At 64.9% G+C, this 20109-nt stretch carries 23 protein-coding genes; 10 read left to right on the forward strand and 13 right to left on the reverse strand.

The window, feature by feature from the left end; all coding sequences use genetic code 11:
• Positions 1 to 6 precede the first annotated feature (6 nt).
• The 3 genes from EN857_RS23395 (at position 7) to EN857_RS23410 (ending at position 2671) form a co-directional block, all read left to right on the forward strand.
• The gene (locus EN857_RS23395) at positions 7 to 936 is read left to right on the forward strand and encodes a 3-keto-5-aminohexanoate cleavage protein (RefSeq protein WP_127391164.1); all 930 of its coding nucleotides are present in this window, start codon (positions 7 to 9) and stop codon (positions 934 to 936) included.
• A 209-nt stretch (positions 937 to 1145) separates the two neighbouring features.
• Positions 1146 to 1646, forward strand: a complete 501-nt coding sequence (locus EN857_RS23405) for a GNAT family N-acetyltransferase (protein ID WP_245478192.1) — start codon at positions 1146 to 1148, stop codon at positions 1644 to 1646.
• Positions 1643 to 2671 (forward strand): histone deacetylase family protein, encoded by a 1029-nt coding sequence (locus EN857_RS23410; protein WP_127391165.1) that lies wholly within the window; start codon positions 1643 to 1645, stop codon positions 2669 to 2671. The genes EN857_RS23405 and EN857_RS23410 overlap by 4 nt, the downstream gene beginning before the upstream one ends.
• Before the next feature lie 60 nt (positions 2672 to 2731).
• Here the strand turns inward: EN857_RS23410 and EN857_RS23415 are convergent, their stop codons facing one another.
• From EN857_RS23415 to EN857_RS23425, 3 genes are all read right to left on the reverse strand, one after another.
• On the reverse strand, positions 2732 to 3997 hold the full coding sequence (locus EN857_RS23415; RefSeq protein ID WP_127391166.1) for a cysteine desulfurase-like protein: 1266 nt from the start codon (positions 3995 to 3997) through the stop codon (positions 2732 to 2734).
• Positions 3998 to 4036: 39 nt separating this feature from the next.
• Positions 4037 to 5104 (reverse strand): aldo/keto reductase, encoded by a 1068-nt coding sequence (locus EN857_RS23420; protein ID WP_127391167.1) that lies wholly within the window; start codon positions 5102 to 5104, stop codon positions 4037 to 4039.
• 120 nt (positions 5105 to 5224) lie between these two features.
• Positions 5225 to 5692, reverse strand: a complete 468-nt coding sequence (locus EN857_RS23425) for a hypothetical protein (RefSeq protein ID WP_127286912.1) — start codon at positions 5690 to 5692, stop codon at positions 5225 to 5227.
• Positions 5693 to 6074: 382 nt separating this feature from the next.
• Here EN857_RS23425 and EN857_RS23430 point away from each other — a divergent pair, with 382 nt between their 5' ends.
• On the forward strand, positions 6075 to 6239 hold the full coding sequence (locus EN857_RS23430; RefSeq protein WP_126054817.1) for a hypothetical protein: 165 nt from the start codon (positions 6075 to 6077) through the stop codon (positions 6237 to 6239).
• A gap of 49 nt (positions 6240 to 6288) precedes the next feature.
• On the opposite strand, the gene EN857_RS23435 is transcribed toward EN857_RS23430, so the two are convergent.
• Positions 6289 to 6792: a DUF1993 family protein gene (locus EN857_RS23435; protein ID WP_127286913.1), complete on the reverse strand. Its 504-nt coding sequence runs from the start codon at positions 6790 to 6792 to the stop codon at positions 6289 to 6291.
• A gap of 116 nt (positions 6793 to 6908) precedes the next feature.
• Between EN857_RS23435 and EN857_RS23440 the strand changes: the two genes are divergently transcribed.
• Positions 6909 to 7946, forward strand: a complete 1038-nt coding sequence (locus tag EN857_RS23440) for a DUF1176 domain-containing protein (RefSeq protein WP_135859258.1) — start codon at positions 6909 to 6911, stop codon at positions 7944 to 7946.
• An 18-nt stretch (positions 7947 to 7964) separates the two neighbouring features.
• Here the strand turns inward: EN857_RS23440 and EN857_RS23445 are convergent, their stop codons facing one another.
• The 8 genes from EN857_RS23445 to EN857_RS23480 all read right to left on the reverse strand — a co-directional run bounded on the left by EN857_RS23445 (position 7965) and on the right by EN857_RS23480 (position 14785).
• Positions 7965 to 8834, reverse strand: a complete 870-nt coding sequence (locus tag EN857_RS23445) for an alpha/beta fold hydrolase (RefSeq protein ID WP_127391169.1) — start codon at positions 8832 to 8834, stop codon at positions 7965 to 7967.
• Between the two features lie 59 nt (positions 8835 to 8893).
• Entirely contained in the window at positions 8894 to 10510 is a 1617-nt protein-coding gene (locus EN857_RS23450) for a molybdopterin-binding/glycosyltransferase family 2 protein (protein ID WP_127391170.1), read from the reverse strand.
• Positions 10507 to 11211 (reverse strand): XdhC family protein, encoded by a 705-nt coding sequence (locus EN857_RS23455; RefSeq protein WP_128346780.1) that lies wholly within the window; start codon positions 11209 to 11211, stop codon positions 10507 to 10509. The genes EN857_RS23450 and EN857_RS23455 overlap by 4 nt, the downstream gene beginning before the upstream one ends.
• Before the next feature lie 6 nt (positions 11212 to 11217).
• A complete protein-coding gene (locus EN857_RS23460; protein ID WP_040593291.1) occupies positions 11218 to 11556 on the reverse strand; it encodes an XdhC family protein in 339 nt (112 codons plus the stop codon).
• A 54-nt stretch (positions 11557 to 11610) separates the two neighbouring features.
• Entirely contained in the window at positions 11611 to 12006 is a 396-nt protein-coding gene (locus tag EN857_RS23465; RefSeq protein ID WP_127394318.1) for a RidA family protein, read from the reverse strand.
• A gap of 68 nt (positions 12007 to 12074) precedes the next feature.
• The gene (locus EN857_RS23470; protein WP_135859257.1) at positions 12075 to 13325 is read right to left on the reverse strand and encodes a VWA domain-containing protein; all 1251 of its coding nucleotides are present in this window, start codon (positions 13323 to 13325) and stop codon (positions 12075 to 12077) included.
• Between the two features lie 4 nt (positions 13326 to 13329).
• A complete protein-coding gene (locus tag EN857_RS23475; RefSeq protein ID WP_127394129.1) occupies positions 13330 to 14259 on the reverse strand; it encodes a MoxR family ATPase in 930 nt (309 codons plus the stop codon).
• A 31-nt stretch (positions 14260 to 14290) separates the two neighbouring features.
• A complete protein-coding gene (locus EN857_RS23480) occupies positions 14291 to 14785 on the reverse strand; it encodes a flavin reductase (protein WP_127286659.1) in 495 nt (164 codons plus the stop codon).
• Between the two features lie 174 nt (positions 14786 to 14959).
• Here EN857_RS23480 and EN857_RS23485 point away from each other — a divergent pair, with 174 nt between their 5' ends.
• Both EN857_RS23485 and EN857_RS23490 read left to right on the forward strand, forming a co-directional pair.
• Entirely contained in the window at positions 14960 to 16033 is a 1074-nt protein-coding gene (locus EN857_RS23485; RefSeq protein WP_128275233.1) for a branched-chain amino acid ABC transporter substrate-binding protein, read from the forward strand.
• A complete protein-coding gene (locus EN857_RS23490) occupies positions 16033 to 17052 on the forward strand; it encodes a P1 family peptidase (protein WP_135859256.1) in 1020 nt (339 codons plus the stop codon). The genes EN857_RS23485 and EN857_RS23490 overlap by 1 nt, the downstream gene beginning before the upstream one ends.
• A gap of 9 nt (positions 17053 to 17061) precedes the next feature.
• On the opposite strand, the gene EN857_RS23495 is transcribed toward EN857_RS23490, so the two are convergent.
• The gene (locus tag EN857_RS23495) at positions 17062 to 17316 is read right to left on the reverse strand and encodes a DUF2171 domain-containing protein (RefSeq protein WP_127394358.1); all 255 of its coding nucleotides are present in this window, start codon (positions 17314 to 17316) and stop codon (positions 17062 to 17064) included.
• 132 nt (positions 17317 to 17448) lie between these two features.
• Here EN857_RS23495 and EN857_RS23500 point away from each other — a divergent pair, with 132 nt between their 5' ends.
• The 3 genes from EN857_RS23500 to purB are packed head-to-tail and all read left to right on the forward strand — an operon-like array spanning position 17449 to position 20061.
• Positions 17449 to 18174, forward strand: coding sequence for a DUF2259 domain-containing protein (locus EN857_RS23500; RefSeq protein ID WP_135859255.1), 726 nt, complete (start codon positions 17449 to 17451; stop codon positions 18172 to 18174).
• On the forward strand, positions 18171 to 18695 hold the full coding sequence (locus EN857_RS23505; RefSeq protein WP_245499952.1) for a hypothetical protein: 525 nt from the start codon (positions 18171 to 18173) through the stop codon (positions 18693 to 18695). The genes EN857_RS23500 and EN857_RS23505 overlap by 4 nt, the downstream gene beginning before the upstream one ends.
• A 58-nt stretch (positions 18696 to 18753) precedes the next feature.
• Positions 18754 to 20061 (forward strand): adenylosuccinate lyase, encoded by a 1308-nt coding sequence (purB, locus tag EN857_RS23510; RefSeq protein WP_127310979.1) that lies wholly within the window; start codon positions 18754 to 18756, stop codon positions 20059 to 20061.
• Positions 20062 to 20109: the final 48 nt, after the last annotated feature.

A 20109-nucleotide genomic window follows, 5' to 3' on the forward strand; every position in this document is an offset into this window, starting at 1 on the left:
AACAAGATGGCGACGAGAAAAGTCATCATAACCTGCGCCGTCACCGGCTCGGTGCATACGCCGTCCATGTCGCCCTATCTGCCGGTCACGCCAGACCAGATCGCCACGGACGCCATTTCCGCCGCCGAAGCCGGCGCCTCGATCCTGCATCTGCACGCCCGCGATCCGAAGGACGGACGGCCGACCGCCGACCCGGAAGTGTTCATGCAATTCCTGCCGCGCATCAAGCAGGCGACCGATGCGGTGATCAACATCACCACCGGCGGCTCCTCATTGATGACGCTCGACCAGCGGCTCGCCGCACCGCTCCGGGCCGAGCCGGAAATGTGCTCGCTCAACATGGGCTCGATGAATTTCGCCATGTTCCCGATGCTCGACAAGCCGCGGGAGTGGCAGCACGAATGGGAGCCGAAACTGCTCGAGGCTACCCGCGACACGATCTTCAAGAACACGTTCGCCGACATGGAGACGGTGCTGGAAAAGCTCGGTAAAGGCTGCGGCACGCGCTTCGAGTTCGAATGCTACGACGTCGGCCACCTCTATTCGCTGGCGCATTTGCGCGATCGCGGCCTGGCGTCTGGGCCGCTGTTCCTCCAATTCGTGCTCGGCATTCTGGGCGGCATTGGCGCCGATCCCGACAATCTCATCCACATGAAGCGCATCGCCGACAAACTGTTCGGCGACAGCTACCAATTCTCGGTTCTCGCCGCCGGCCGCCACCAGATGCCGCTGATCTCGATCGCCGCCGCCATGGGCGGCAATGTCCGCGTCGGGCTGGAGGACAGCCTCTACGACGGGCGGCAACTGGCGAAGTCGAATGCCGACCAGGTGCGGCGCATACGCTCGGTGCTGGATGGCCTGTCGCTGGAGGTCGCGACGCCCGCGGAAGCGCGCGCAATGCTGGCGCTGAAGGGCGGCGACCGGGTGGCGTTTTGAAGTGCGGGGGGTGAGATGATAGCGCCCAGCCCTACCCCCCTCTGGCCTGCCGGCCATCTCCCCCTCAAGGGGGGAGATTGGCAGCTTCGACGTGTCTGCCTCTTCTCCAGCTTTGGCGATTGGCGAAAGCCTCGGCGACATCCGATCTCCCCCCTTGAGGGGGAGATGTCCGGCAGGACAGAGGGGGGTGCCTTGGCGCCCCGTCTATCGTGAGCAAGGCAATCACCCTTCGCCCGGGCACAATCGACGACGTCGACACCATTTACGCCGCGCTTCTCAAACTCGGCACCCATATCGGCGCGCATCAGGAGATCACCTCGACAGCGGATGACCTCCGCCGCTACGGCTTCGGCGAAAAACCCGCCTTCTCCACCTTGATCGCCGAGGTCGACAGCGAATTCGCCGGCCTCTGCCTGCACTTCCCGATATTCTCGACCTGGATGGGGCGTCCCGGCGTCTATGTGCAGGACCTCTATGTCGAGGACCCCTTTCGCGGCCGCCGGATCGGCGAAAAACTGTTGCGGCGCGTGGCGAAGGAATGCCGTGCTGCAGGCGGCGTCTATCTCAGGCTCTCCGTCGACACGGACAACGAAACCGCCAAGGCCTTCTATGAAAGGCTGGGCATTGGCTGGTCGAGCTACGAACAGACCCAGAAGATCGTCGGCGACGCCTTCTTCGCCTTTGCGGATGCACCAGAGGACAGCGCATGAAAACCTATTATGCCGAGGAACAGAAGCGCCACGATCCCAAGGCTTTTCTCTCCAGCGGCGCCCAGCAGCCCAATCCGGAAAAACCCGAGCGCATCGAGAGATTGCTGGCCGGCGCGAAAGCCGCCGGTTCGGCGATCGAACGGCCGCGGAACCATGGGCTGGGTCCGGTCGCGGCGGTGCACACGCCCGAATATCTCGACTTCCTCGAGCATATTTTCGAGCGCTGGCAGCGTATCGAAGGCGCCTCGGCGGAAGTGATCCCGAACATCCATCCGATCGCCCGTGGCGGTTCTTATCCTGCGTCCGCCGTTGGCCAGGCCGGCTACCACATGGCGGACACAGCGTGCCCGATCTCGGCCGAAACCTGGAACAGCTCGCTGTGGAGCGCCTGGAGCGCCGTGGAGGCGGCCGAAGCGGTGATGGCGGGCGCGTCTTCGGCCTACGCGCTCTGCCGTCCGCCCGGCCATCATGCCTTCGTCGACGTCGCCGGGGGATTTTGCTTCATCAACAATTCGGCGGTCGCGGCGCAGGTGCTGCGAAGGAGCGCGGCACGGGTGGCGATCCTCGATGTCGACCTGCATCACGGCAACGGCACGCAAGGTATCTTCTATGCAAGGCCGGACGTGCTCACGGTGTCGCTGCATGCCGATCCGGTGCGCTTCTATCCGTTCTTCTGGGGGTATGCGGACGAGCGCGGCGAAGGCGCCGGCCTCGGCTACAATCTCAACCTGCCGCTGCCGCGCAAATCCGGCGACGCTGCGTTTCTCGAAGCGCTCGCGACCGCCTTCCGGCGCATCCGCGCCTTTGCGCCGGAGGCGCTTGTCGTGGCGCTCGGGCTCGATGCTTTCGAGGGCGACCCGTTTGGTGGCCTTTCCGTCACGACGCCCGGCTTCTCGCGCATCGGCGAGGCCATCGCCGGGCTCGGCCTGCCGACGGTGATCGTCCAGGAGGGCGGCTATCTGTGCGACGCGCTCAGTGACAACCTCACTGCTTTCCTGACCGGCTTTGGCGGCAAGCAGCGATGAGCAATTCCAGGAAAAGTGCGTAGCGGTTTTCCGTCCGGAATTGCGTGAAGGCAACGTGGCTCAGGCTCGCTGCTGCCTCAGCATGGCCACGACTCGGCGCACGCCTTCCAGCGTCTCGTCGATCTCGCCCGCCGTGTTGTAGTGCGCGATGCCGATGCGCACGACGCCCTCGCCGGCCGGAATGCCGAGCTGGTGAACGATCTCCCAGGCATAGTTGTGGCCTGACCAGAGGAAGATATTTTCGGCGTTCATCTGCCGCACGATCGTCTCCGGCGCGATGACCTCGACGGTAAAGGACACGGTCGGCACGCGCTCGCCGATCCGCGCCGGATCGGTGATGCCGTGGATGGTCAGGCCGGCAATGCCAGACAGGCCGTCGATTAGCTTTTGCGCCAGCGTGTTCTCGTAGGCGATCGACACTTCGAACGCCCTGGCGATCCGCTGCCGCCGCGAGCCGCCCTCGCCCGCCGCCGCGCCGAGATCGGCGAAATAATCGACCGCCGCGCCGAGACCGGCCATCAGTTCGATCTGCGGCGTGCCGAGCTCGAAGCGTTCCGGCAGGCCGTTGGACGAGCAGCGGCATTTGTAGGGTTTCAGCGCATCAATGAGGTCGCGGCGCCCCCACAGGATGCCCATATGCGGGCCGAAGAATTTGTAGGCCGAGCAGACGAGGAAATCGCAGCCGAGCGCCTGCACGTCGACCAGGCCATGCGGCGCGAACTGCACGGCATCGACATAGACCAGCGCGCCTGCCTGCTTGGCTACGGCCGTCAGCGCCTTCACCCGATTGATCGAGCCGGTGAGGTTCGAGGCATAGTTCAGCGCCACGAGCCGCGTCTTTTCCGAGAGCAGCGCACTCAACGCCGCTTCCTCGACCTGCCAGCTTTTCTCGTCAAACGGCAGGAAGCGCACGACGAGGCCAAGGTCCTCGGCAAGCTGCAGCCAGGGCGAGACATTGCCCTCATGATCCATGCGGGTGACGATGATCTCGTCGCCTGGCTTCATCGCGCGGCCGAGCGTGCGCGACATGTGGTAGGTCAGCGTCGTCATGTTGGCGCCGATGATGATCTCCTCGGCGCTCGCGGCACCGAGGAAATCGGCCATTGCCGCATGCGCGCCGTCGACCACTTCCTGCGCCGCCAGCGTCGTTTCGAAGAAGCCGCCGAGATTGGCGTTGGTGGTAAGCAGGCAGCGCGACACGGCGTCGGCCACCGCCTGCGGCACCTGCGTGCCGGCCGGGTTGTCGAGATAGATGCGGCGGCGGTCCTTGTCGGTCAGCGACAGCGCCGGAAATCTTCCCCGCACGGTTTCGATTGGAAAGTTCATTGCCGTCCCCTCCCTTTTGTTATCGTTGGACAATTCTGGTCAAGGGCACGGATTGCCGACGCGCTGATGAACCCCATCGATCGCCTTCTGCATCTCCTCGGTCCATCTGACCTCGGCCGAGGACAACGCCGTTTCCAGCTGCCAGATCGCCGTCGCGCCGATGATGTTCGAGGTGACGAAGGGTCTGCTCGAGACATAGGCATTGGCAAACAGCGCCGGCTCCATGCCGAAGGAGCGCGCCAGCTCGTTGTATTCGAGCAGGACTTGCGCCGCATTCGGCGTCTCGTAGCGCTGGCCACGGTTGAAAAGCTGCGAGCGCGAGCCTTGCGGGCGCGCGCCATGGTCGTATTTGCCGGTCAGATAGCCCTGCGCCAGCGGCGAATAGGGCAGGAAGGCGATCTGCTCGCGCTCGCAGACCTCGGCGAGGTTCACCTCGAAGGTGCGATTGACGAGGCTGTAGGCGTTCTGCAGCGAGACGGGCCGCGGCCCGACGCCCTTGTCGGCCTCGCCAAGGAAGCGCATGACGCCCCAGGAGCTTTCGTTCGACAGGCCGAAATGGCGGATCTTCCCGGCCTTCACCAGTTCGTCGAAGACGCCAAGCGTCTCGGCGATCGGCGTCTCGCCTGCCGGCGCGCCTTCGGTGTCGGCGCGTCGCGCCACCGCGCCGACGCGCGTCGGGTTGGCGCCCCAGGGAATGTCCCGTTCCGGCCAATGGATCTGGTAGAGATCGATGTAGTCGGTGCCGAGCTTGGTCAGCGACTTCTCGACGGCGTCGAAAATGTCGGCGCGCGCCAGCTTCGACGGGCGGTCGCCGCGAAACCAAATGTTGCCGGTGCGACCGACCACCTTCGAGGCGATGATCACCTTGTCGCGATTGCCGTTGGCCTTCATCCAGCTGCCGATGATCTTCTCGGTCCGCCCCTGCGTCTCCGCCTTGGGCGGGATCGGGTACAGCTCGGCCGTGTCGATGAAATTGACGCCGCGCTCAAAGGCCAGGTCCATCTGCGCATGGCCTTCGGCCTCGGTGTTCTGCTGGCCCCAGGTCATCGAGCCCAGGCAGATTTGAGACACAAGAAGATCGGTCCGACCGAGACGGCGTTTATGCATGGGAATTTCTCCGGCGGGGAACTTTTTTGCGCGAAGCGCAGGAGGAAATCCGACCATAAAGCAAAGGGCGGGTGTTCTCCAAGCCCGGCCCGGACGACTTTTGCGTGAACTTGTAGAGGGCTAGCGCCGGGCTCCGGCCACGGCGCGCCGCTTGGCTTCATCGATCAGCATGTTGGCCACCTGCATGCGGATCATGGCGCGCTGGCGCAGATGCGGGGCAACGCGGTCCGGGTGGTTGGCGAAAGCGAAGCTGCGCCGCATGCGGCCGAGGTCGGCGCTCTTCACCGGATGATCGAGGCCAAGCTCGGCGGCGATCGCGTCGGGGTCGATCGGCGGCAGTTTTTCCTCCGGCCTTGCCTGCTCGCCGGCCAACGCCAGCTTGGCCTGATCGAGCAGCGCGGCGAATTCGGCGGCGAGATCGGCGCCTGCCTCCCGGTATTCGGCCGCGAACGTCTCGCCGGCAACCTTGATGCGGCCGGAATGAAGCTCGTCCGCCACCGAGAGATAGTCGAACGGAATTGTCGGCCGCGCCGCCGCCTCATCGCCTGCCTCGGCCTTGTCGGAGGCAACGAAGAGATCGTCGAGCAAGGACGCGAAATCCCGCTTGGCTCCGGTGCCGATGTCAGCCTCCCGTCTCGTCAAGCACATATGTGAGACGGTCGCACCATAGAGCTTGCTCGTTAAAAATGAATGCCTTCGACGTTAACCAGTTTAGCCGTTCGCCAGCGCCATAGCAAAAAAGCCGGACTGCATTTCATGCAGCCCGGCAAGGTCGCCAGGAGTGGCGAGGAAAAAGCCGGCCATGGGCCGGCACCACGCCTACGTTCGACAGACCGTAAAAGTTTCAAAAAAAATCGATTGTGACGAAAAAAATCGTCCGGGCATGGCTGCCATGCAATTGCTGCACTGCACAATTTTAATATTCGCCCTATATGTTTGAGTCGGGAGGACCAACTAGGGGCCATGGATCATGGGGTTCTTCACCGAAATGTTCGCGCGGCCGCGGCCGCAGGACCATCAGCGCTACCGCGCAGCCTTGGCGCTGCTGCATTCAATGAGCAATGCCGACCGCGCCGACATCGGCATCAAGCCAGCCGATTTCCCGCGTATCGCGCGCGAAATGTCCACGCGCTGAGTCTGTCCAGCAAGAGGTTTCCCGGCAGCACCGGGAAACCTCAAGACTTTCAACGTCCCAGAAAAACCGCCTTGCCGAGTGGCACGCCGTTGTGCCGCAGGATGTCGTAGGCGGTGGTCACGTGGAAATAGAAGTTGGGCATGGCGGCGTGGAGCAGGTATAGCAAGCCCGGCATCGAGACTTCCCGCCCGCCGAGCCGGAGTTCGATCGTGCGCTCTTCCGAGTTATTCAGGTCGGCTGCCGAAAACGTCGCCAGATGATCGACCGTCTTGGCGATGCGAGCCTGCAGGTCGGCGAAACTCGCTTCATTGTCCTCGTATTTCGGCACCTCGCGGCCGGCGAGCCGCGACGGCGCGCCCTTGGCGTGATCGGTGGCGATCTGCACCTGCCTGGTCAGCGCGAACATGTCGGGGGCCAGCCGCGCGGTCAGAAAGACCTGCGGGTCGATCTTGCGATCGGCCGCGTTCTGTTCGGCCAGCGACAGCACATTGGAGAGTGACTTCAGCCTGGCCGAAAACACGGGCACCGAGGCGTCATACATCGAAATCGTCATCTTGCTTTCTCCCAGTCGAGCGACGGGAGCTAGCGCTTCCACAAGCGATTCTTCAAGCGTCACCGCGCCGCCGCAATCACCATGCTAGGTGTTTCCATCTGGAGTGGAGGATCCCGATGAGATGCGCCTTTCTTGCAGCGACCGCCTTCTTCGCCATCGCCGTAACGGGCCAGCAGGCGCTCGCCGCCGACCCACCCTATATCGACGATCGCTCGGACGCTGCCGCTGTCATCCGCTCGCTCTACAGCGCCATCAACCGGCATGAATTCGCCCGCGCCTGGGGCTATTACGGCGATACCAAGCCGGCAAAGGATTTCGACGCGTTCGTCAAAGGCTATGACGGCACCGATACGGTCGAGGTGAAGACGGGCGCGGTATCCGACGAGGGTGCAGCCGGCAGCATCTACCACAATGTCCCGGTCGCCATCCAGGCGACCGACAAGAAGGGCGAGGCCAAGGTCTTTGCCGGCTGCTATACGCTGCGCCAGGTCAACCGCCAGATCCAGGAACCGCCGTTCCAGCCGATCGTCATCGACAAGGGCGCACTGAAGCCATCGACCGCCGATTTCGAAGAGGCCGTGCCGGCAAGCTGCGGCGACGGCCCGCCGCCGCCGAAGAAGGACGAGGCGCTGGAGCAGGCGAAGCAGGCGTTCGCTGCCACCTATGCCGGCCAGTGCGACAAGGAGCTGTTCGAGCAGGAGCCCGAGCTGTTTTCGATCAAATACAAGGACAAGAGCGCGGCCGAAGGCGACCCCGAGCGGGAAACGCGGCTCTTCCATTTCGCCTGCTCGGCCGCCGCCTACAATGAAAGCTCCATCTACTACATCTACGACGACGTCTCGGGCGTCAGGCAGTTGCAGTTCGCCGAGCCCGAAATGGACATCCGCTACGCGAACAACGACAGCGACGGCAAGGTGGAGAGCATGCACGTCGTCGGCTTCCAGGCGACAGGCTGGGCCGTCAATTCCGCTTACGACGACGCCACCAAGACGATCACCACGTTCAACAAGTGGCGCGGCGTCGGCGATGCCTCGTCGTCGGGAACCTACCTGTTCCGCAACGGTGATTTTTCCCTCGTCCAGTACGACGTCGATGCATCATACGATGGCGAGCAGAACCCGCAGGCCGTCGTCGACTACAACACCGCGCCCTGAGGCAATCCCGGTTTCACGTCACGGCGCCTTGGAGAGCATCCAGTTGAGCGTGCCGCGCCAGTCGGTCATGCGGATCGGCGTGCCGTGCGTGCCGGTCTCGAAGCGGACGAAGCGGGTCGGATAGGGATAGGCTTTTGACTTTGCAATGATGGAGCGGAAGAAGGCTTCCTGCTTTTCCACGGGAAATACCGGGTCCTTGCTGCCCTGACCGAAGAAGACGGGCACATGGCGCCTGAAGGCGGGACTGGCGAGAAAGCTTTCGTCCCACAGCGAACCGAGCAGCAGCAGCCCGTCGATGCGTCGTCCGGTGTCGTTGCGCGCGGCAAGCTTCCAGCACAGCGATCCGCCCATCGAGCCGCAGGCGACGAAAATCTTCGCGCCCGGGGACTTCTCGGCGTAGTGATCGATCAGCGCCGCAACCTGGGCGGCGCCCTTGTCGCCGAAATCGGGGAAGTCCGGCGACAGATAGAGGCCGCCATTGGCGGCCATCAGATTCTTGAGGCGGTTGAAATTGCCACCGAAGGTAAAGTCGTCGACACCTTGCTTTCGGCTGCCACCCTGCCCGTGCAGGTAGAGCACGATGATGCCGGCGCCCTCGGTCTTGCCGACGGCAACATGCCTGACATCGCCCGCGTCCGTCTTCAGCATCAGGTCCTGCTGCAGCTTGCGCACGCCGGTGTCGGTATATTCGCCATGGACGCGCTTTTCCGGCACCTCGTCGCGCTGGTTGATGTCGCGCATCTCGCGATAGTCGATGACGGTGTAGGCGCCATTGTCGCCGGACGACAGCGTCGCCGGATAGGCGAACAGATCGTCCTTGTAGGGTTTTAGCTCGAGCGCGCCGGCATCAACAGCGGACAGCGAAAGAGCGATCGAGGTTAACAGCATGCGGGAGACTTGAAAGCGATTGGCCATGCCGCAGGCATGCGTGCTTCGGCTTCGCTTTGTCAATCCTGCAGCACGCCGCCGGCGCCTTCCAGCGCCTCGCGCGTATCGACGTCGACCGAGGCGGCGTTGCCGATCTCGACATCGACGACATCAAGGCCCCCGGCCTCGACCAGGTGGCGCGCGCCGGTGTCGCCTTCGAGATGGGCGATGGCCCCGAACAGCGAACGAGGCAGCAGCACCGGATTGCCGCGCCGGCCATCGTGCGCCGCGCGCACCACCGAGCGGCCGCCGGATCTGCGGAAGGCTTCGATAAGCCGGTCGAGATCGGCGGAGGACACGCCGGGCATGTCGCCGAGGACGATCATGGCGCCGGCGGCATCGGCCGAAACCTTGGCGATGCCCGCCTTCAATGACGAGGACAGGCCGTCGGCGAAATCGGGATTGTCGGCCAGGATGACATCGAGACCGCTTAAAGTGGCGAGCACCCGCTCGCGCTGATGGCCAGTGACGACAATGGTGCTGGATGCCCTGGAGCCCAGTGCTCTCTCGGCGGCGCGGCGGACCAACGGCTTGCCGTCGAACAGTGCCAGCAGCTTGTTCGGCCCCCCCATGCGGCTGGAGCGGCCGGCTGCCAGAAGCACGATCTCGACCTTCGGCCCGGCTCCCTCGCGCTTTGGCGACGGTTCGCGCGGCTGCGGCCGGGTCGGTATCTCCATCAACAGCCCGCCGACGCCCATGCCGGCGATGTCGCCGGCCGTCACGTCGAGGCCGGCGATCAGCCGGTCGAGCACCCAGTCGAAGCCGTTCTCCTTGGGGCTGCGAGCGCAGCCCGGCGCGCCGATGATGCGCTTGCCGGCAAGCGTGCCGAGCACCAGCAGATTGCCGGGATCGACCGGCATGCCGGCGCGGACCACGCTGCCCCCCGCGTGTTCGATCGCTGCAGGGACGACGTCGGCGAAATCGCTCATCGCGGAGGCGCCGAAGATCACCACCATATCGTTGTCACGGACGAGCGCAGCAGCCGCTTCCGCGACGGGCGCGACCTCGTGCGGCGTGCGGCGCTCGGCGGTTAGATGGCTGCCCGAGCGCGTCAGGCGCGCTTCGGTGATGCGCAGCGTCTTGTCGAGCACGCTCGGTTTGACGCCGGGCAGCATTGTCTGGATGACGCCGATCCGCATCGGCCGATAGGCGTTGACGGCAAAGATCTCGCCATCGGCGCAGATCCTTGCCACCCGATCGACCAGGCTGCCGGCGACGGCGAAGGGAATGATCTTCACCGTCGCAACCATCTGGCCTTTCTCGACCGGCGCATGCTGCGCCAGCGTGGCGATGGTGATGGTCGGATCGACGGCATTGATGGCGTCGATCATCGCGCGGTCGACGGTGAAGACGCCGGCCGCCTCGGCGTGCAGATTGACCCGGCCGGTCGCGGCGGGCCTGGCCTCCACGTTGCGATGGCTCATGCCGGCGGCGATCCGTTCCGCCGCCGCGTCCTCGCCGAGATCGTCGGGCGCCAACACGGCCGCGACCACCTCTGAAATGCCGGCCGCTTTCAGCGCCGACAGATCATCGGCGCTCAGCCTGTGCGCCTTGCGGAAGCGCCGCTCTCCGGCCTCTGTGGCGTGCGCCAGCACCGCGCCTTCCGCCTCATCGATCGGAACCGGACCGAATTTCACGCCACGGCGCCTTTTGCTTCGAGGCCGCGCGAGCGGAAGGCGTGGATGGTCTGGGCGAGCACCGCGACGGCGATCTCGGCCGGACTTGCCGCGCCGATATCGAGGCCGATCGGCGCATGGATGCGGGCGATCTGGTCGGCGCTGGCGCCGAGCGCCAGCAGGCGTTCCACGCGCTTGGCATGCGTCTTCCTGCTGCCGAGCGCGCCGACATAGAAGCACCTGGCGTCGAGCGCTGCCTTCAATGCAAAATCGTCGATCTTGGGGTCGTGGGTGACGGCGGCGAGCGCCGTGTAGCTGTCGAGGGGCTGGCGCGCCAGCACATCCTGCGGCCATTCGGCATGCAGCACGACATCGGGAAAACGCTCCGGCGTGGCGAAAGCGGTGCGCGGGTCAATAATCTCGACGGGGTAGCCGGCGATCCTGGCCATCGGCGCCAGCGCCTGGCTGATATGGACGGCGCCGATCACCACGAGGCGGGGCTGCGGCAGATGCGCGTTGAGGAAGAAGGTGCGCCCTTCCGCCTCGACAGAGCCGGAATTACCGGTGCGAAACGCCCTGGCGATCGCCGCTCCCAATTCGCCGGCGACTGGATCGCCCTCGCGCACGATGCGGTCGCGACCGTCGCCGAGGTCGGTGACCAGGATCGCCGCGCGGCGGGCGCGGCGTTCGGCATTCAATGTTTTCAGCACATACGGGTCCATGGCACCCTAACCAAGCCGCTCGACATAGACCTTGATGCGGCCGCCACAGGAGAGACCCACCTGCCAGGCGGTCTCGTCGGCGACGCCGAACTCCAGCATTCTGGCCTTACCCGAGCCGATGACATCGATCGCCTCGGTCACCACCGCGCCCTCGACGCAGCCGCCCGAGACAGAACCGTGGAAATTGCCGTCGGCGTCGATGACCAGATGGCTGCCGACCGGGCGCGGCGCCGAACCCCAGGTCTCGACCACGGTCGCGATGGCGACATCCTTGCCGTCCTTCATCCAGCCCTCCGCGATGATCAGGGGATCGCGGGCCTCATCGAGATAGATGCTGTTTTCCATGACTGCTTCTCTTGGAGTCTGTTTATGATCTGGGCAGTTCGCGCAAATGCATGCTCAATCAATCACTGCGAACGCGTCAACCTCGATCAGATAGTCGGGGGACAGGCTCGCCACGCCAAGCACCACGTCGGCTGGTTTGTGATCTCCGAACAGCTCTACCCGAGCCTTTTCGATGATCGGCAGACATTCGTCGCGATTGTAGTTGACGACATAGATCGTGATCCTGCTGACCTGCGAAGGCGCCGCACCGGCGGCGGCGAGTGCTCGGCCGAGATTGGCAAACACCTGGCGCGCCTGCGTCGCAAGATCGCCACGGCCAACAAGCTTGCCATCCAGGTCTTCTGGCTCCTGGCCCGAGATGAATACCAACTTGCTGCCTGTCGCAACGACAACCTGGCTATACGTCTGCGGAACTGGCAGGTCCTTCGGGTTGATGCATTGCAGCGGCATTCATCGGGTCTCCTGTATGGTGGTCTCAATTTTCTGGGAGTCTGTTCTTCCGATGGATAAACATATGGCTATGCGGCGTGCCTGTCGCCAGCCCGCAGCCACCGACGCGGATCGACCGAAGCGGCCGGCCGCTGGTCGAGCGAGGCGCAGAGATCAGCCAACGCCTCGAGATTGTGCACCGGGCGGAACTCGTCGACATGCGGCAGCATCGCCTTGACCCCGCGGGCGCGCGCCTCGAAGCCGTCGAAGCGCAGCAGCGGGTTCAGCCAGATCAGCCGCCGGCAGGATTTGTGCAGCCGCTCCATTTCCTCCGACAGGCCGGCGATCTCGTCGCGCTCCAGCCCGTCGGTGATCAGCAGCACCACGGCCCCCTGCCCCAGAACGCGTCGCGACCACAGGCGATTGAACTCGGCCAGCGTGTCGCCGATGCGGGTGCCGCCGGACCAGTCCTTCACCGTCGCCGAGCTCTCGGCGAGCGCGGCGTCGGGATCGCGATGGCGCATCTGCCGCGTCAAATTGGTCAGGCGGGTGCCGAAGACAAAGGCATGCACGCGCCGGCGCTTTTCCGTCAGCGCGTGCAGGAAATGCAGGAAGATGCGCGTGTACTGGCTCATCGAGCCGGAAATGTCGGCAAGCACCACCAGCGGCGGGTGGACCTCGCGGGCAGAGCGGAATTTCGGCAGGATCAGCGCGCCGCCGGTGCGGGCGGCCGAACGCATCATGGCACGCGGATCGATGCGCCTGCCCTGCGCGTCCGCCCTGAAGCGGCGCGTGCGGACCATGTCGAAGGGCAGTCGCAAGGCGGCGATCGCCTGCTTGGCCTCGGCCAGCTCGGCGGCGTTCATCTGGGCAAAGTCCTTGCCGCGCAACACCTCGTTGCCGGAAAAGGTGAAGCGGGCATCGACCTCGATCTCCGGGATTTCCTTGGCCGGCTGGTTTTTCTGATGGCCCTCGAACATCGCCTGGCTGACGCGGGTCTCGGCCGCGCGCGGTTTCTGCTTCTCGCTGGTATCGAGGGCGACAGGCGAGAACATCGCCAGCATCTTTTCGATCAGCTCGCGCGATTTCCAGAACAGCCGGAAAGCTTCGTCGAAGACCGGATGGTCCTCATGCCGGGAGACCAGCACTGCATGCAGCGTCCAGTAGAAATCGTCGCGCGATCCGATGCCGGCGGCAAGCACCGCCTCGATCGCATCCTTGACCGAAGCCGGTCCGACCCGCATGCCGGCCTTGCGCAAGGTACGGGCGAAATAGACGATGTTGTCGGCGAGGCGCCCGTCCTGCGTGGCCTCAGCGGGATCGGGGCGCGGCGACTTCATCGGCCTATTCCGCAGCAGCGAGCTCGGCCTTGACCTCGTCGAGGATGCGCCGGCCCTCGCCCGCGCCGATGCGGGCGATGTCGTCCTGGTACTTCAAAAGCACGCCGATCGTGTCGGAGACCGTTTCCGGATCGAGCGCGACCTTGTCGAGCTCGGTCAGCGCACCAGCCCAGTCGATGGTTTCGGCGACGCCCGGCGCCTTGAACAGCTCGACCTGGCGCAGCTTCTGGATGAACGACACAACCTCGGCCGAAAGCCGGCTGTTGGCCCGCGGCACCTTGCGGCGGACGATCTCCAACTCGCGCTCGGCATTGGGATAGTCGACCCAGTGGTAGAGGCAGCGCCGCTTCAGCGCGTCATGGATCTCGCGCGTGCGATTGGTGGTGATGATGACGATCGGCGGCTCCTCCGCCTTGATCGTGCCGAGCTCCGGCACCGTCACCTGGAAGTCCGAGAGGATTTCGAGCAGGAAGGCCTCGAAGGCCTCGTCGGTGCGGTCGAGCTCGTCGATCAGGAATATCGGAGCAGCGCCCGCCTTGCCGGTCAGCGCATCGAGCACCGGGCGGCGGATCAGGTATTTTTCGGAGAAGACGTTGCGCTCCATGTCGGAGCGCACGACCTTGCCGGCTGCCTCCTCCATGCGGATCTCGATCATCTGCGCGGCGTAGTTCCACTCGTAGACGGCGGAGGAGACGTCGAGCCCCTCATAGCATTGAAGGCGAATCAGCCGGCGGCCGAGCGCATCGGCCAGCACCTTGGCGATCTCGGTCTTGCCGACGCCGGCCTCGCCCTCGAGGAAGAGCGGCCGCTTCATGCGCAATGACAGGAAAAGAACGGTCGCCAGCGAGCGGTCCGCCACATAGTCCGCGCCGGTCAGGAGATCGAGCGTCTCGTCGATCGTCCCCGGCGCCGGGCGCGGTTTCAAGCCGGTCATTCCATCTCCGTGGAGTCAGCCATCAAGGCACCTACAAGGCGCGATAGCCGCGATCATGATAGATCAGCGGGCGCAAATTATCGCCGATGCGCAGGCCTGTCACCTTGCCAAAAAGCACACGGTGGGTGGCGAGATCCTTGGTGTCGATCAGCTCGCAATCGAACACGGCAAGCGCGCCTTTCAGGGTCGGCGCACCGGTCGAGATCACGTCCCATTCGCCAAGCGCAAACCGTTCCTCGACCGGCAGGCCGGTCATGCCGGAAAAGCCGACCGAGAGCGGCTCCTGATGCGAGGCCAGCGTGTTCAGCGCGAACCTGCCATTCGCAACGAAAGGCTCGTTCTTGGGATTTTCCCGGTTGAGGCAGACGAGCACGGTCGGCGGCGTGTCGGACACCGAGCAAGCGGCGATAACGGTCGCGCCTCGCCTGCCGGCCGGACCGTCGGTGGTCACCACATGGACCTGGCCGGCAAAATGGGCCATCGCGTCGCGATAGGCCTGCGGCCCGATGTCGTTCTTCTTCAGCACAGATGATTTTCCTCAGAACCCATCGTTATATATGGCGGCATATTGCATGCCACAAGCGAAGTGCTTGACCCATATCCGGAAATTCGCGTTGCACCGGGGCCGGCCAGCCTTTAGGTCTTGGCGAAGCGGATGCCGGCAACCCTACCGCCGGCACGGGAGGAATGCTTCGCTCACATGCGACCCCTGATGACGACATTGGCGGTGCTGGCCTCGATTGCTTTCGCCGGCAATGCGGGCGCCGAAGACCTCGTCGTCGGCGTCGCGGCGCCGCTCTCCGGCCCGTCAGCGATCCTCGGCAAGCAGGTCGAAGCCGGCGCCGTGCTGGCGGCCGACACGAACGGCGCGACGATCAAGACGGTCGACGATGCCTGCACCGCCGACGGAGGAGCCGCCGCGGCGCGCGACTTCGCCGCCACCAAAGTCAATGTGGTGGTCGGTTTCCTCTGCACCGAGGCGATCGAGGCGGCGCTGCCGATCCTGAAGGAGGCCGGCATTCCCGTCATCACCGTCGGCGTGCGCACCGAAAGCCTGACCGACCGGCGCGCCAAGACCGGCTGGCCAGTCTACCGGCTGGGCCCGCGCGGCGACGACGAGCGCTACGCCGTCGCCAGGATACTCACGCGTCTGTGGCAGAAAGAGCTGTTCGCCATCATCGACGACGGTACGATCTATGGCCGTGAAATCGCGGAGACTTTGCGAGCCGCGGCCGAGCAGGCGGCGCTGAAGCCGGCGTTCGTCGACACGTTCCGGCCGCAGCTCGACAACCAAATCGGACTGATCGGCCGGCTGAAGAAGGCCGGCGCGACCAAAGTATTCGCCGGCGGCGACGGCGACGACATCGCCATCATGGGGCGCGATGCCGCCCAGCTCGACGCCGGCATCACCTTTGCCGGCGGTGAAAATCTGCGCACGCCGGCCGGTGACGTGCGCTATGCCATGGGCACGTTGATGATCGCGCCACCCGAATGGGCCGCGGTCGCCGATCCCAAGGTGGTGCAGACCTTCACGGACAAGAACATCGTGCCGGAAGGCTACACGCTGCCTGCCTATGCCGCGGTCGAGATCGCCAGGGCCGCAACGGCGGAGGCGGCAAGCTCGGGCAAGCCCCTTGCCGAAGCGCTCACCGGGCATGAGTTCACGACGGCGATCGGGCCCGTCCGGTTCGACAACAAGGGCGATCTCAGCCAGTCTCCGTTGCGTGCCTTCCGCTTCGACGGAACACGCTTCGTGCCGCTGGAGGCCAACTGATGTTTCACAGCGGCCCGCGCAACCTGATCACCGATGTCGCCGGCCTCAAAGTCGGCAACGCCGCCGACGCCAGGCTGAAGTCGGGCGTGACGGCATTGCTTTGCGACGATCCGTCGGTGGCAGCCGTGCAGGTGCTGGGCGGCGCGCCAGGCACGCGCGAGACCGACCTGCTGGAGCCGCAGAATTCGGTTCACGAGATCCATGCCGTGGTGCTGTCGGGCGGCTCGGCCTTCGGCCTCGACGCCGCTTCGGGGGTGCAGGCGGCGTTGCGCGAAAGGAATATCGGTGTCGAAGTCGGCGGCTTCCGCGTGCCGATCGTGCCGGCTGCGATCCTGTTCGACCTGCGCAATGGCGGCGACAAAGGTTGGGGCCGCTACCCGCCCTATCGCGAGCTCGGCTACCAGGCGGCACAAGCGGCGGAGGCCGACTTTGCATTGGGCACGGCAGGCGCCGGCATGGGTGCGCTGACGTCGGGCCTCAAGGGTGGACTGGGTTCGGCCTCTACCGTGCTTGAAACGGGCGTCACCATCGGCGCGCTCGCCGCCGTCAACCCGACCGGCTCGGTGACGGTCGGCAGGACCCGCCACTTCTGGGCGGCGCCTTTCGAGATCGGCGACGAGTTCGGCGGCCTCGGCTACCCTTCGCCGATGCCCGCTGAGGCCAGGCGGATCCTGCTGAAATACCGCGACAAGCAGTTCGGCGGGCAAGCGGAAGCCGGCGGCAACACCACCATTGCCGTCATTGCCACCGACGCCGTTCTGACCAAGGCCGCCGCCAAACGGCTGGCGATTTCGGCACATGACGGCTTTGCGCGCGCCATCTGGCCGGCGCACACGCCGGCAGACGGCGATCTGGTTTTCGCGCTGGCGACCGGCAAGAGCGGCGTCGAGCTTAGCGCCGACGCGGCCATCGATCTCTACGCCGCCGCCGGCGCCACCATGGCGCGCGCGATCAGCCGCGGCGTGCATGCCGCAACAGCGGCCGAGGGCGATCTGTTTCCGGTGTGGTCGTCGCGCTGAGCCGGCGGATCAGGTGGGATCGGACTTTTCTTCCTCGAAGCTCACCGCGACATCCGAATTGGCAGACAGCCAGACCTTCTTGCCGTCGACCTCGGCGACGAGGCTCAGGGGAATGTAGTGGTGGTGACCCTTGTGCGAGCCCATGCCGCTGTCGGCCTTGGTCAGCTTGATCCGCTGGCCGTCGACCTTGTCGACAGTGCCGATGTGAACGCCGTCGGCGCCGATCACTTCCATATGCTCGCGAATCTTGCTGGTGTCGATCATTGTGGTTCTCCATTGAAGCTGCCGACAACAACAATCGACGGCCGGATTGGATGCATTGCCGCCGGAGGGCACGTCCTGTTCACCATGACGTGATAGGCATGATCCAATCCTGCCGGCTGGAGCGACAAGTCCATGCGAATTCCCGTTCTGATTTGCACATGGCTGCTCGCGCAGCTCGCCACCGTCGCCACGGCCGACGCCGGCGACGTCGCGGAGCTGGAAATCCTCGGCTTCAGCCAGGATGGCGGCGTCTTCGCCTTTGAGGAATTTGGCGTGCAGGATGGATCGGGCTTTCCCTATGCCAACCGCTACTACATCGACACCAGCGGCGACAGCTTTCTCAAGGACACGCCTATCAGGGTGCGCCTCGACGACGAGGCCGCGACGCTCGACCAGGCACGCCTGCAGGCGCGGCAGAAAGGTGAAGCCATTGTCGGCCAGGCGGAACTCGCGGCCAATCGCGGCATCACCGCTGGCTTCAACGCCATAACCGAGCTTTCCGCCGATCCCTACCGCATGGCGGTCAATCCGCGCCCGATATTCTCTCCGGTCGACGAGCCGCTCGAGTTCCGGCTGGACGAAATCCCCTGGAACGACACCGAGGGCTGCCAGAGCCAGGGCGAGATCAACGGCTTTCGCCTGCTGCGCATCGAGGCAAAGGATGGCGGCAAAACGGAACTGGTGCACGAGGACAAGTCCATCCCGAAAAGCCGCGGTTGCCCGAACGGCTACCGCATTGGCGCTGTGCAGACGTTCTCGATGCAGGGCTTGAGCGCCTATGCCGTGCTGATCGCAGTTCGGCAATACGGCTTCGAAGGTCCCGACTTTCGCTGGATCGCGGTGACAGGCCGGCTGTGACACCGCTCTCCCAACCCACGGCGCGCAGTCGCATCGGCGACCATTTCCGGGCCGCCCTGCCCTCGGCCCGCACCGCGTTTGCCGGCGCGCTGGTCTGGGGCCTGACGATGGGCGCCAGCGCGCTCGTCAATCTCCTGCTCTACGACTGGGAGACGCCGGCAAAGATCCGCTTCGTCACGCTCATTTATGCCGCCGGCGGCGCGCTCGCCTTCCCGGTCGGCCTGTTCCTGGCGCGGCTCGTCTCACGCGGCCGGCACTGGGAGGTTGCCTTCGCCGCCGCTTTCGTCGCGCTGCTGGTCGCTACGCTCGCCTTCACCGGTGGATTGTTCGCGCTGCAATACCGCTCCTACTATGCCGAATGGCACGCGCCGGCCTTCACCATCCGGTGGGCGTTCGAGTTGGTGTTCACCATGCTGACGGCGCTCTACCAGTTCGTCGTGCTCGGGATCCGGCTCTATTTTCCGCTGGGATTCATTGCGCTGGTGGCCGCCGGCATCTGGTTTGCGCGGCAGCGGCGTTGAGCATTTCGTCGGCCTCTGTTAGGAGGCGGGCGACAAGCCCCCAAGTCAGGACCGATTGATGATCCCTCGCTATTCCCGGCCGGAAATGGTCGCCATCTGGTCGCCAGAGACCCGTTTCCGCATCTGGTTCGAGATCGAGGCGCATGCCTGCGACGCGCTGGCCGAGCTCGGCGTCATCCCGAAGGAGGCGGCCAGGACGATCTGGGAAAGGGGCGGCGCGGCGAAATTCGACGTCGACAAGATCGACGAGATCGAGCGCGTCACCAAGCATGACGTGATCGCCTTCCTCACTCACCTCGGCGAGTTCGTCGGGCCGGATGCCCGGTTCATCCATCAGGGCATGACCTCATCGGACGTGCTCGACACCTGCCTTGCGGTGCAGCTCACCCGCGCCAGCGACATCCTGCTTGCCGACATCGATGCACTGCTGGCGGCTTTGAAGCGCCGCGCCTTCGAGCACAAGGACACCGTCACCATCGGCCGCAGCCACGGCATCCATGCCGAGCCGACCACGTTCGGCGTCAAGCTGGCGCAGGCCTATGCCGAATTCTCGCGCTGCCGCGAGCGGCTGGTGCATGCGCGGGAGGACATTGCGACCTGCGCCATCTCCGGCGCGGTCGGCACCTTCGCCAACATCGAACCTTATGTCGAAGAGCATGTGGCGCAGAAGCTCGGGCTGAAGCCGGAGCCGGTGTCGACGCAGGTGATCCCGCGCGATCGCCACGCCATGTTCTTCGCCACGCTCGGCGTCATCGCCTCGTCGGTGGAGCGGCTGGCGATCGAGATCCGCCACCTGCAGCGCACCGAGGTGCTGGAAGCGGAGGAGTATTTCTCTCCGGGGCAGAAGGGCTCGTCGGCAATGCCGCACAAGCGCAATCCGGTGCTGACCGAAAACCTCACCGGCCTTGCCCGCATGGTGCGTTCCTTCGCCATGCCGGCAATGGAGAATGTGGCGCTCTGGCACGAACGCGATATCTCGCACTCCTCGGTCGAGCGCATGATCGGACCGGACGCCACCGTGACGCTCGATTTCGCGCTGTCGCGGCTCACCAGCGTCGTCGACAAGCTGCTCGTCTATCCCGACAACATGCTGAAGAACATGAACAAGTTCCGCGGCCTGGTGCACTCGCAGCGCGTGCTGCTGGCGCTCACCCAGGCCGGCGTGTCACGCGAGGACGCTTACCGCCTGGTGCAGCGCAACGCCATGAAAGTGTGGGAACATGGTGCTGATTTCCTTGAGGAATTGCTGGCGGATAGGGAAGTGACCGCAGCGCTCCCCGAAGCCGATATCCGCGAGAAATTCGACCTCGGCTATCATACCAAGCATGTCGACACGATCTTCAAGCGGGTGTTTGGCGAGGCGTGAGGCAAGCGTCCTTCTCCCCGTCACCATACGGGGAGAAGGTGCCGGCAG

The organism is Mesorhizobium sp. M4B.F.Ca.ET.214.01.1.1 (assembly GCF_004791545.1).
GTDB classification, from domain to species: domain Bacteria; phylum Pseudomonadota; class Alphaproteobacteria; order Rhizobiales; family Rhizobiaceae; genus Mesorhizobium; species Mesorhizobium abyssinicae.

Excerpts from the sequence above, each read along its gene's own strand:
- EN857_RS23395 (WP_127391164.1), top strand. The coding sequence starts at position 7 with ATGGCGACGAGAAAAGTCATCATAACCTGCGCCGTCACCGGCTCGGTG.
- EN857_RS23410 (WP_127391165.1), top strand. The coding sequence starts at position 1,643 with ATGAAAACCTATTATGCCGAGGAACAGAAGCGCCACGATCCCAAGGCT.
- EN857_RS23415 (WP_127391166.1), bottom strand. The coding sequence starts at position 3,997 with ATGAACTTTCCAATCGAAACCGTGCGGGGAAGATTTCCGGCGCTGTCG.
- EN857_RS23420 (WP_127391167.1), bottom strand. The coding sequence starts at position 5,104 with ATGCATAAACGCCGTCTCGGTCGGACCGATCTTCTTGTGTCTCAAATC.
- EN857_RS23430 (WP_126054817.1), top strand. The coding sequence starts at position 6,075 with ATGGGGTTCTTCACCGAAATGTTCGCGCGGCCGCGGCCGCAGGACCAT.
- EN857_RS23435 (WP_127286913.1), bottom strand. The coding sequence starts at position 6,792 with ATGACGATTTCGATGTATGACGCCTCGGTGCCCGTGTTTTCGGCCAGG.
- EN857_RS23440 (WP_135859258.1), top strand. The coding sequence starts at position 6,909 with ATGAGATGCGCCTTTCTTGCAGCGACCGCCTTCTTCGCCATCGCCGTA.
- EN857_RS23445 (WP_127391169.1), bottom strand. The coding sequence starts at position 8,834 with ATGCTGTTAACCTCGATCGCTCTTTCGCTGTCCGCTGTTGATGCCGGC.
- EN857_RS23455 (WP_128346780.1), bottom strand. The coding sequence starts at position 11,211 with ATGGACCCGTATGTGCTGAAAACATTGAATGCCGAACGCCGCGCCCGC.
- EN857_RS23460 (WP_040593291.1), bottom strand. The coding sequence starts at position 11,556 with ATGGAAAACAGCATCTATCTCGATGAGGCCCGCGATCCCCTGATCATC.
- EN857_RS23465 (WP_127394318.1), bottom strand. The coding sequence starts at position 12,006 with ATGCCGCTGCAATGCATCAACCCGAAGGACCTGCCAGTTCCGCAGACG.
- EN857_RS23470 (WP_135859257.1), bottom strand. The coding sequence starts at position 13,325 with ATGAAGTCGCCGCGCCCCGATCCCGCTGAGGCCACGCAGGACGGGCGC.
- EN857_RS23475 (WP_127394129.1), bottom strand. The coding sequence starts at position 14,259 with ATGACCGGCTTGAAACCGCGCCCGGCGCCGGGGACGATCGACGAGACG.
- EN857_RS23485 (WP_128275233.1), top strand. The coding sequence starts at position 14,960 with ATGCGACCCCTGATGACGACATTGGCGGTGCTGGCCTCGATTGCTTTC.
- EN857_RS23490 (WP_135859256.1), top strand. The coding sequence starts at position 16,033 with ATGTTTCACAGCGGCCCGCGCAACCTGATCACCGATGTCGCCGGCCTC.
- EN857_RS23495 (WP_127394358.1), bottom strand. The coding sequence starts at position 17,316 with ATGATCGACACCAGCAAGATTCGCGAGCATATGGAAGTGATCGGCGCC.
- EN857_RS23500 (WP_135859255.1), top strand. The coding sequence starts at position 17,449 with ATGCGAATTCCCGTTCTGATTTGCACATGGCTGCTCGCGCAGCTCGCC.
- purB (WP_127310979.1), top strand. The coding sequence starts at position 18,754 with ATGATCCCTCGCTATTCCCGGCCGGAAATGGTCGCCATCTGGTCGCCA.